Source organism: Sphingobacterium sp. (assembly GCF_039596235.1).
GTDB lineage: Bacteria > Bacteroidota > Bacteroidia > Sphingobacteriales > Sphingobacteriaceae > Sphingobacterium.
Window position 1 is genome coordinate 629,781 of the sequence record NZ_JBCNKE010000003.1, and the last position, 11,656, is coordinate 641,436.

At 39.4% G+C, this 11,656-nt stretch carries 5 protein-coding genes and 1 pseudogene; 5 read left to right on the forward strand and 1 reads right to left on the reverse strand.

Going from position 1 to position 11,656, the window contains the following annotated elements:
- The first annotated feature begins 341 nt into the window (after positions 1 to 341).
- Positions 342 to 1,226: a radical SAM protein gene (locus tag ABDW32_RS09925; RefSeq protein ID WP_343561906.1), complete on the forward strand. Its 885-nt coding sequence runs from the start codon at positions 342 to 344 to the stop codon at positions 1,224 to 1,226.
- Positions 1,227 to 1,279: 53 nt separating this feature from the next.
- On the opposite strand, the gene ABDW32_RS09930 is transcribed toward ABDW32_RS09925, so the two are convergent.
- On the reverse strand, positions 1,280 to 2,422 hold the full coding sequence (locus tag ABDW32_RS09930; RefSeq protein ID WP_343561908.1) for a TlpA disulfide reductase family protein: 1,143 nt from the start codon (positions 2,420 to 2,422) through the stop codon (positions 1,280 to 1,282).
- A 392-nt stretch (positions 2,423 to 2,814) separates the two neighbouring features.
- On the opposite strand from ABDW32_RS09930, the gene ABDW32_RS09935 reads away from it, so the two are divergent.
- From ABDW32_RS09935 to ABDW32_RS09950, 4 genes and pseudogenes are all read left to right on the forward strand, one after another.
- Positions 2,815 to 6,081, forward strand: a complete 3,267-nt coding sequence (locus ABDW32_RS09935) for a TonB-dependent receptor (protein WP_343561910.1) — start codon at positions 2,815 to 2,817, stop codon at positions 6,079 to 6,081.
- Positions 6,082 to 6,085: 4 nt separating this feature from the next.
- Positions 6,086 to 7,834 carry a RagB/SusD family nutrient uptake outer membrane protein gene (locus tag ABDW32_RS09940; protein WP_343561912.1) on the forward strand — a complete coding sequence of 583 codons (1,749 nt, stop codon included), beginning with the start codon at positions 6,086 to 6,088 and terminating at the stop codon, positions 7,832 to 7,834.
- A gap of 390 nt (positions 7,835 to 8,224) precedes the next feature.
- Entirely contained in the window at positions 8,225 to 10,990 is a 2,766-nt protein-coding gene (locus tag ABDW32_RS09945) for a TonB-dependent receptor (protein ID WP_343561914.1), read from the forward strand.
- A gap of 18 nt (positions 10,991 to 11,008) precedes the next feature.
- Positions 11,009 to 11,656 (forward strand): annotated as a pseudogene (locus ABDW32_RS09950) (hypothetical protein); the annotation flags it as partial.

Here is an 11,656-nt window from a genome sequence, read left to right on the forward strand (position 1 = left end):
TATTTCAGAAGATAGATTATAAACGCTATCAATTTTTGAGAGAATAGTCAGGATTATCTCCAAAAACGAATAGGTTGCGCGTCCAGGAATGGAAAATTCCCTTTGCTGTGTGGCTATTTTGGACGGGGATAATAATAATGAAGTAGTGGGTATGAATAGGTGGTTTGGATAACTGATTGTGCAAAAACTGGATGAATACATGAATTCAAACTTGCCCGATAGTTGTTATGTCAGTTTGATCGCTGATGGTCCTGCGTTCCAACGCTACGTGCAATGGTTTTAAGAAAGTGTGGCCCATGTCGAGGGGCATGGGTCTAAAGTTGTAAATTGAATAGGCTATTATGCACCGTATCACTGCGAAATCAATCCTCAATAAGACAAAACGAAGAGATCCTTGGTTTCTTGATGATTATACCTTGAATCCCTATAGTGGTTGCTCTTTTAATTGTTTATATTGTTATATCAGGGGAAGCAAGTATGGGATCAACATGGCTGAAAAGTTAAGTATGAAGAGCAATGCCGTTGAATTACTGGAAAAGCAGTTGTCATTACGTGCGCGCAAAAAGCAATATGGCATTATTGTTCTTTCTTCTGTAACAGATCCTTATCTCCAAATGGAACGTACTGAATTGCTCACCAGGCAGTTATTGGAAGTAATCCTATATTATCGTTTCCCAGTACATATTATTACGAAATCGGACTTAGTTACCCGAGATTTTGATTTGTTAAAACGGATTGATACAGAAGCAATACTTCCTGAAGATCTCCAGTCAAAATTAACACATAAGACCTTTGTCACCTTTTCATTTTCCACAATAGACGATTATGTCGCGCGAATTTTTGAGCCTGGAGCTCCATCACCCTCGTTGCGATTGAATGCATTGGCGCAAGCACGTGAACAGGGGCTCCATAGCGGAGTCAGCCTGATGCCACTGCTGCCGTATATATCTGATACCCGAGCGAGCCTGGAACAGTTGTTTCAGACTTTTCAGACTATAGGAGCCAATTATGTCTTTCCGGCCACTCTTGCATTGTATGGAAGTGATCCGGCGGACAACAGAGCCTTGGTCTTGCGGGCGATTGAAAAGCATTATCCACATTTATTACCAAAATATCAGCGACTATTTGGCGCAGATGGCCATTTACCGGACTATTATCGGCAAGCTTTTGCAGAAAAAGCTAAATCGCTGTGTGTGCAATATGGGTTACGGGATAGTCTGTCTTGATGATCTATTTATTATAGTTTGCTTTCCATTTTTATTGCTTCCCATAACTATTGCTACAACGTATTTAAGATAGCACGCAGTTGATCAATCTGAAAATTGGATCGTACAACCTTGTTTTCCTTTGTATTGACGATAACATATCGTGGAAATGAATATATACCCAATTCCTTTCGAAGGTTGGGGTAATCTTTGTTTTCAAATATATAGTTTTCATAGGTAAACGCATGTTTTTCCAAATACTGCTTCCATGTTGCAAATTTGTCATTAACAGCTATCCCTACAAATTTAAATTTTCCATTATCTTTATATTCATTGGCAATACGCTGTAGTTCAGGGTGCTGAGCTATACAGGGGCCGCACCATGTACCCCAAAAATCAATGATTAGGTAATCGGTACTGCTGTAAAGTTCCTTCATATATTTTGATTGCCCACTTGCATTTGTTATAAGAAAACTAGGGACAGGCACATTTTCTTTTGGTTCGTATAGTGCAACCATGTCCTGATATTTTTTTAAGATCCGTCCACTACCAAAATAAGGTGAATTTTCTTTTTTTAATTGCTGAATAAGCTGATAAATTGAATCTTTATGTTGAAATACAGTACTAGAATTATAAAAATAAAAACTGGGGTTACCTAAGAGATGTGCTAGATACTCTTCACTGAGCTTATTTGCTGAATATTTTGCAAGAATTTTTAGGAATCGGGACATTCTATTGTTATCACCTTCAACCTGTTCCTCCATGGTTGGGATATGGCTTAAATCGAAACTCTTCGCTATAGTTTCAAATTCAATACGTTGCTTGTTCAAATCGCTTCCATATACGTCTAATTGATGTGTCTTTACATTTATATCCATCGTTAGATCACTGGAATCTATAATAAGAGAATAAAAGAAGTTTGTTGGAGAAATTTGATGTCTACGGAAAAAACTGAAGAAATCCTCTCGGTTTGTGAATGTGCTGTCTGAGAGGGCTAGTTGTGCGAAATTGAAATGCCCTTTATCAAGAATCTTATTTATTACAAACTCGCCAGTTCCATTTTTAATTTCCGTTTTGAAGACATCCTCATCCATCAATAGGTAACTATATATGGGTAAGGTATCAGCATAGACTCTAAATTTTAACCGAATATTTTGGCCATAATTATTGCTGATTGCCAGAAAGGTGAGAGTAAAAACAAATAAGAGCTTGTTCATAATTTGATTATTTATTCTAAGTTAATAAATAAATGTCTTATTAAGTCCCTTGTTAATACTTTTAATAGCTTCGGATTTGTTTGTTTTTTATTTGTATTTATTTCTTTTTGTGTCAAATATGTTACATTTTATTTTGAATATATAGGTCATTAAGTTATGAGTTCTATTTTAATTATGTATCTGTTTTTAAGGTGGTTATGTTTTTTATTAGCTGTTTTAGGTAAATTTTATCGAGATAAATAAAAAAAACAGTGCTCTTTTTTGTGTTAAAAATATATTATCTTAACATTTATATAACTAATTGTCATTTAATTGTTTAGTAATACTTTATTAATAATTTACAAATATTAAATAACCTTTCTTTGTAACCGAAGAAAAACAAAACCAAAACCATGAAAACGAAACATTTATTACTTCCGGTAATGATCGGAATGTCTTTGAGTGGATGGGCGAAGAGCAGGCCTCTCCTCCTGACAGCTTTTCCTCCGGCTGAAATTCCCACTAAATTTCAAGAGTCCATCCGTGGGCTTGTACAAAATGGAGCGGGCGAACCTATCGCTGGAGCTTCAATATTGAACACGTCTACAGGAAAATCTACCCAGACAGACGCTAGTGGTGCCTTTATTATTCAAGGAAAAATTGGACAACTGTTAAAAGTATCAATCGTCGGATTTGAAACGCAGCAACTGAAAATTGAATCAACGGCATTGACGATAAAAATGGTATCGACGGATCAATCGCTAGAGGAAGTGATCGTTGTGGGCTACGGTAGACAGAAGAAAGTCAACCTCACAGGTGCTGTGACACAAATTGATTCAAAGATACTTGAAAATCGACCTGTTGCGAATGCAACGCAAGCCTTGCAGGGGGCAATTCCGAATTTGAACATTACATTTACGAACGGAAGACCTGGTGGTGAAGGAAATGTAAATATCCGTGGTTTCGCTTCGATCAATTCGGCGAATGCACAGCCACTTATTCTTATTGATGGGGTGCCGGGTAACATCAATACCATCAATCCCAGGGATATCGAATCAATTTCCGTCTTAAAGGATGCATCCGCAGCGGCAATTTACGGTGCAAGAGGCGCATTCGGTGTCATGCTGGTGACAACGAAAAGAGGAAAAGCTGGGAAAATGAATATCAATTATAGCAATAATTTCGGTTGGTCGGGACTTACTGTCAGGACCGATTTTATCACTAGTGGATACGACGCTGCCAGATTAAATGACGAGGCTTTCATCCGGGCTACAGGTAATAGCTATACTGGATATACCGAAGAGGATTATGCGGAACTGTTAAAGAGAAAAACCGATCCATCCTTGCCTTCTGTTGTGATTCAGAACAGAAAGGGCAAAGATCAATATGTATACTACGGAAATACAGACTGGTGGAACGAGATGTACCGTAAGACACAGACATCAATGGAGCATTCGTTAAACTTCTCAGGTGGGACCGAAAAAATAGATTATTACATTTCCGGACGGCTCTATGAAAAAGGTGGGCTGATGAAAATCAATCAGGATAAATTCGATGCCTACAACGTGCGGTCGAGAATAAATGCACAAGTTACACCTTGGTTAAAGGTCAGCGCCAATACACAGCTTAATTATCAAAATTATACTTATCCAGGCTGGGCTACCAATCCGGATAATAACAATAATTTTATTTCAACGACGGTGCATGCGCTGCCATCCTATGTACCGATGAATCCGGATGGTACAGCAACGTACCGGACCGAGTTGAATAATTATAATATCGGTGATGGAATATATGCAGACTTATTGCATGGGAAATCAAAAGGAGGAGAGGATAAATATGAATTTATCAACATGTTTGAAGCCGTGTTTCAGCTGACAAGGGATTTGACTGTCACAGGAAACTACACCTTCACCCACAATCCCATTCATAATTGGAATAGGAGAACAGTGGCTCCATGGTCAATTTTTCCCGGCAAAATTGATTACTTGGGTAATGATACATATACCGAAACCATAATAAACAAGCCCAAACATTCGCTGAATCTTTTTGCCAATTATAATAAACAATTGGGCGATCATCAGTTGGGTGCTACATTGGGCTTTAATCAGGAGACTACCGGTTATAAGCGAATTGGTGGGACGCACAATAATTTGCTTTTGGAAGATTTGAATGATTTTGCGTTGGGAACTGGGCAAATGCAATTACTCGGCGGAGCAAATACATGGGCATTACGTGGTTTTTTTGGACGGTTAAATTATAATTATAAAGGAAAGTATCTACTGGAAGTTAATGGTCGTTATGATGGTACCTCTAAATTTCCTTCGAATCAGCGTTACGGATTTTTTCCGTCTTTTTCCGGCGGTTGGCGTTTGTCAGAAGAGAGTTTTATGGAGGGTTTGAAGCCAGTTTTGAACGAAGCAAAATTTAGGGTATCCTATGGGGCACTTGGAAATGCGCAGGAGGCAGCAGAATATGGTTACATCTTGTTGTTGAATTCAGGGCTATCCAATTATATAACCAATGGTTCGAAAACACAGTATCTGAGTGCGCCTACGCCGATCTCGCCAGATTTGACATGGGAGCGAACAAATACATTGAATTTCGGTACCGATCTAGAGTTCTTTAAAAGTAAGCTGACGGTTTCTGCTGATTATTTTATCCGAAATACATTGGATATGTTAATTCCAGGCAAAACATTGCCTGCGGTGTATGGTTCCGCGTCGCCAAAAACAAATGCCGGAGATTTAAGGAATAAAGGCTGGGAACTGGCCGTGGCCTGGCGAGATCAGGTTGAATTGGATGGTAAACCTTTTGGATATAATATCGGAATCGGTCTGTCTGATTCCAAAGCAAAGATCACGCGCTTTGATAATAAAGAAATGCTATTGAGCAATTATTATGTTGGTCAGACATTGGGTGATATTTGGGGCTATAAAACAGATGGTTTCTTCCAGTCCCAATCAGAAATTGATAGTTGGAAGGTCAATCAAGACTACGTTGATAAACAACGGTTAGCAGCACCGGGAGACTGGGTGAAATTACATCCAGGGGATCTGAAGTTTTTGGATATCTCGGGTAAAGACGGCGTTCCGGATGGCAAAGTGGATGCAGGTGACAACACCTTGATGAATCCAGGGGATCAGGTGATCATTGGTAACAGCAGAGCACGTTATAATTTCGGATTTAATCTGGGTGCCAATTGGCAAGGTTTTGATGTGTCGGCATTCTTTCAGGGGATTGGCAGGCAGCATTGGTGGCCTGGTGCCAATGCAGACAAATTCTGGGGACCCTATTCTAGGCCTTATTACTCTTTTGTGCCTAAAGACTTTGAAAATGATGTATGGACGCCTGAGAATACGGATGCGTACTTTCCATTGTTAAGAGGTTATATCGCTTTGAATGATCGCGGCTCTCTAAATGTAAAATCAGATCGCTACTTACAGGATTTGGCTTATATCCGTCTCAAGAACTTAACAGTAGGGTATACTGTACCCCAAGCTTGGTTGAAACGTGTGAAATTGGCCAACGCACGAATCTATGTCTCGGGTGAAAATATCTGGACAGCAACGAAGCTTCGCTCCAAATATATAGATCCTGAACAATCTGCACAGGAAGTAAATGGCAGATCTTATCCTATCTCTAAAACATTTTCTTTTGGTCTAGATTTAACTTTTTAATATCATGAAAAAAATATTTTTTATATACATCTTGCTGGGTATGGGCATGACAGCCTGTACGAAAGATTATCTGCAACGTTTACCCGAGTCTGCTGTGCGGCCCGAAGATTCGTTTAAAACAGAAAAAGATCTGGCATTATTTACAAAATCATTTTACGATGCGCTACCATCGGCCGAAGGTGTTTATAATGAGTCGGTTGATAATATCGTTAAAACAACATTGGATGATGAATTGACAGGGAAAAGGCAGGTGCCTATTAGTGGTGGCGGATGGAACTGGACTAATCTTCGCAACATTAATTATTTTTTGGAAAACTGCTTTAATACTGTTCCCGAGGCGGCTGCCGCGCCTTATGCCGCAGAGGCTAGGTTTTTTCGCGCTTATTTCTATTTCGATAAATTGAAGCGTTTTGGTGATGTGCCTTGGTATGATAAGGTCATAGACAAAGATGATGAGGAGCAACTCAAGAAACCCCGTGATCCCCGGGCATTGATCGTTGATAACATTATTGCAGATTTAGACTACGCTATTAAATACTTACCCTTTGAAAAGAAAGATTCAAATACGGAACGAGCAACGAAGTGGACTGCGCTGGCATTAAAATCCCGGGTAGCTCTTTTTGAAGGTACCTTTAGAAAATACCATACTGAATTTAATTTGCCCGGGGCGAATGGATTATTGGAAATAGCTGCAGATGCCGCGTTGGAAGTGATAAAAAGTGGACAATATAGTATCTATAATGGTGCTGGTACGAATTCTTATGGCGCGCTGTTCAATAGTGTGAATAGTATTCCCAGCGAAATCATCCTTGCTCGAAAGTTTTCGGATGCTTTGCAAATTTGGCATAATGTCAACTATTATACGATTACTGCGTCCTATGGAAAGCCGGGACTAGATAAAAATTTAGTGGATTCCTATCTGATGAATGATGGAAGCAGATTCACCGATAAACCAAATTATCGGACGATGACCTTTAAAGAGGAAGTGCAAAATCGCGATCCCCGTTTGAGCCAGACTATACGTACTCCGGGATATAAACGTATCGGTGGTGCGGCACCTGTGGCACCTAGTTTTGGAAATTCGGTTACGGGTTATCAATTGATTAAATTTGTAGGTGATGTCAAATACGATAATTTTAACCGGTCTGAAAACGATATGCCTATATTTCGATATGCAGAGGTGTTGTTAAATTATGCTGAAGCTAAAGCGGAACTGGGGAAATTGAACCAAAGCGACTTAGATATGTCAATCAAGTTGCTACGTGACCGGGTGGGTATGCCTAACATGAACATGGAACAAGCTAATTTAAAACCGGACCCATTTTTGGAAGAAGATTACAAAAATGTAAGTGGTGATCTGAAAGGTGTGATACTTGAAATAAGAAGGGAACGCCGTATAGAATTGGTCATGGAATCTTTTCGTTGGGATGATATCTTACGTTGGAAAAGCGGAAAATTAGTGACAAGGCAGTTTAAAGGAATGTACTTTCCGGGTACAGGCAAATTTGATTTGGATAATGATGGTAAAGATGATATCTGGATCTATGAAGGAGAAAAGCCTACTGCTCCAGGAGTACAATTGCTGAAACTTGGGTCAGAGATTTCGCTGGAATTTGGACATAGCGGAAATGTGATTGTCAACCCGCTGATTAAAAAGGTCTTTGATGAAAATAAGGACTATTTATATCCGATACCTGTACAGGAACTTCAATTGAATACAAACTTAAAGCAGAACCCAGGCTGGGGGAATTAAGAATATCCATATTTTAGGGTTGCTGATTAGCAACCCTATTTTTTTAAAACCTAGTGATAAGTATATCATGTCATATCATATTTTCTTGCCATCCCCCGGGTCTTAATGATATTTTTTCTTGTCAGCTGTTTTCGAATTGTTTTCCGACAAAAGCCTGTCTTTAACAGCGCATCGTTAATTTCCCTTATCTCACCTATAAACTATTACTTAAGTAGTTCAATAAAAATTCGTTTTTATGCGTTTTTCGTTATCATTAATAATACATATTGCATTTAGTAATTTAGATTTATTAAAAATAATTTGAATAAGTGCGTTCAAATAGCATATATTTGCATCTGTTTAGAACGATTTTAAATAAATGTATTTTTAGATGCGTTTTTGTTCGTGCTTATGAAAAAAGAATATTGGACTATTTTTGCCTCGCTGTGCCTTGTTATGAATGTATATGGGCAATCTGTTTTAATTCATGGAAAAGTTACTGACAGTAAGGAAATGCCATTATCGGGAAGCACAGTAACGCTAAATCAACTGGATCTGTCAAGTATTACGAATAATCAGGGTAAGTATAGTCTCAAAATTCCAACGGGACAGTTTGGAAAAACGATTATTTTATCAGTCTCTTATTTGGGAAAAAAAGGGATAGAGCGGACAATTCAATTGGACTCGATAAGAAAGCTTGAAAATTTTGTCTTGCAGGATATGAGTCTCGCGCTCGATGAGGTAGCTGTACAGGCTAAAAAGGGAGAACTCAGTAATTCCTCCTTGGTATTTGACCGTGAAATGATCGAAAGATATCCCGCCCTCAGTGTAAATGACATATTGAACCGACTTCCTAACCGTAAAAACACAGCACCTTCCGTACAGGACATGCAAATGCTGACACTTCGTGGAGCTTTTGAGGAAACAACTGCTACTGCACGAAATGTGGACGAACTCAATAACGCTTTTGGAGTTGCTATCGTTATGGATGATATTACCCTCGGAAACAATGGAAATATGCAGGGGCGTAACCCTGGTATATTTGGGATGTCAAGAGCAACCAATTCGATCAAACCTTCAGATTATGGATTGACAGGGCGTCCGGGAACGACAAAATCTTATTCGGGTGAGAATGTTTTTGGCGGTGTGGATCTACGTCAGATCCCTGTAGAAAATATCGAGCGCCTAGAGGTAATATCGGGGGTCGCACCGGCACGTTATGGTGATTTATCCAACGGTGCAGTTATTATTGAAAGGCAGGCTGGCAAAACCCCTGCTTTTTTCCGGCTTCAGGTTCGTAGTAATGCCACCTCCTATGGATTATCCAAAGGTATGAGCCTCGGGAAGAACTTGGGGACGATCAATGCGGATATAGGTTACGTCAAATCCTACGCGGATAATCGAGATAAGTTGAAGCAATATGACCGTGTGAATGGGACATTGATCTGGACAAATTACTTTGGGGCCGAAAAAAGGCTAAAACAAACTTTTTCAGGATCTTACAATAAAGTGATTGATCGGGTGAACAAAGATCCGGATGATCCACAGTCCAATGCAATTTCATTTGGTGGCTGGGGATTGAATGCAGCGAGCCGTACGAGTTATAAATTGGATCACGGGTTTCTCAAAAACATCAATTTTAATGCAGGTATAAGTTCCAGCCAACAGAATACCTACCGGGAACATTATTATAATGATGCTGTTGTGCTCTATACCGATTCTGTCCGAACAGGTGTTGTGGAAGGACAATATGCACCGGGGCAATACACGGCAGTAGATGCTGTGGACAATAGACCTTTAAATTTAAATGGTCGGCTCGAAGCGAATGCTTTTGCAATCACTGGAAGTATAGTTCATAGAATAAATTTTGGAGCCAATTACAGCTACGATATTAATCTGGGTAAAGGTCGTTTGGCGGATCCTTCGATGCCAAAAAAGGACCTAGGAAGCAGATCAGATCGATATTACGACTTCTCGTTGCTGCATCCCTTGCAAAATTTCGGTTTCTATGCTGAGGATGCTGCACGTACGAAATTATTTGAAAAAGAGCTATCCATAAGGGCCGGGCTTCGCTGGGATCTAATGAATGGGCACTCTTCATTTTCGCCCCGAACGAATATCAATTATGCACTTTCTAAATCCACGCAGATTGGACTGGCGTATGGTCTGTCTTTTAAATCTCCTGGATTAGCTCAGTTGTACCCTGGACCTACATTTGATGAGATTATTTTGCTGAATGCCTATAACGGAAGAGAGGATCAGAGTACAGCATTGATTTATCTGAGACGATATGAAAAAGATAATAGTGGCTTGAAAAGCAGTATGGGACAAACCTTAGAGTCTTCTCTCTCCTGGAATAAAAATGACCATTATTTACGGGCTAATCTTTTCTATAAAAATAATTCACGTAATATCAATACGGTTACTGCTTATGAAGTGACGGACTTACCCGTATTTTCGGCAACTCCGGTCCCAGGAGCAAAACCAATTATCAGGGAGACTGGGATAAAACGGCATCTATTGTCTAATCTGTATTTTGACAATAGTAATCGGTCGTCCAACTTTGGTGCCGAGCTTATGTATTCTACGCCCCGCATTCCTTCTCTCATGACAACTTTTTCGGCAACAGCTGCCTTTACGCTTGCTAATGCAAATTCTTCAGCATTGAATAGTTTAGAGTTCAATGCTGAACGAACAGCACTGGATGATATTGTAATCGGTTTTTTTCCCGCTAAGTCCGCCAAAAATTATTTGAGCAGAGCGCAGCTCAGGAGCTCAACGCATTTTCCGGCGCTGCGATTGATTATCGAATTGAGTGCCGACTGTGAATTGTATAATTATAGCAAAACTGCCTATAGGGATATTATACCCGTAGGATACTATACCCGCGGCTATGAATATCATGTGATTGATCAATTTGATATAACGAATCCAAAACATTTCGAACTCTATGAGAAAAGAAAAGTCGATGCGGATCGTGTCAATGCCGATAATAATTATGTGTATTGGAACTTTAATCTCAATATGGCCAAGGAGATAGGCAAGAATATCTATCTCTCTTTTAATGTGTATAATTTCCTTGACTATCAGCCACGGTTTTATAGAGAAGGGGCGACCGGAGTAAAGGCCCCCAATTCGTCGCCGAACTACGGCGCGCAGGTAACCTATAAATTCTAAACTCAAAAATTAAACAATATGAAAACACGTTATTTGATCCCTCTTTTATTTTTACCTTTTATATCTTGTAAAAAGGATAATACACCCAGTGTACAACCCTTAGATATTAAATTAAATTTGAAATACGCATCTGCAGAGCTAAATGGTAAGTTGGATTTGAGCAAGGTGGTTGTTAAAGTGACCAATCTTTCGACAAAGACCAGTATGACCTATTCGCCGACCCAAGGGGTGGTTACTCTGGTATCCATTATGCCAGGCGAATACGATATAGATGCTTCCATTACAATCCCAAAAGACCAATATTTTAACTCAACGGGGGAAGCAATTTTTGAGGATGTCACATTTAATGCGGCGATAAAAAAAGTGAACCTAACCAGCTCCTCGAGTTTGGATCTTGAACTAATTGCCGGCCTTCTGGGCAATTTTGTTATAAAACAGATCTATTATGCCGGATCAGACAATAAAGAAGGCGCTCTTTATAGAGATCAGTTTTTTGAAGTTTATAATAATACCGACCGGGTTTTATATGCTGATAGCCTTTATTTTGGCCGTCTGTGGGGAAGACAACGCAATACAAACGAAGCTGTTTACTATCAGAACAATGGACAATTGGATTGGAGCAAAACATTAGGTATGACTGGCGAAGAAGCTGCTAATACAGATTAT

Coding starts and splice junctions, on each gene's coding strand:
- ABDW32_RS09925 (WP_343561906.1), top strand. CDS start 342: ATGCACCGTATCACTGCGAAATCAATCCTCAATAAGACAAAACGAAGA.
- ABDW32_RS09930 (WP_343561908.1), bottom strand. CDS start 2,422: ATGAACAAGCTCTTATTTGTTTTTACTCTCACCTTTCTGGCAATCAGC.
- ABDW32_RS09935 (WP_343561910.1), top strand. CDS start 2,815: ATGAAAACGAAACATTTATTACTTCCGGTAATGATCGGAATGTCTTTG.
- ABDW32_RS09940 (WP_343561912.1), top strand. CDS start 6,086: ATGAAAAAAATATTTTTTATATACATCTTGCTGGGTATGGGCATGACA.
- ABDW32_RS09945 (WP_343561914.1), top strand. CDS start 8,225: ATGAAAAAAGAATATTGGACTATTTTTGCCTCGCTGTGCCTTGTTATG.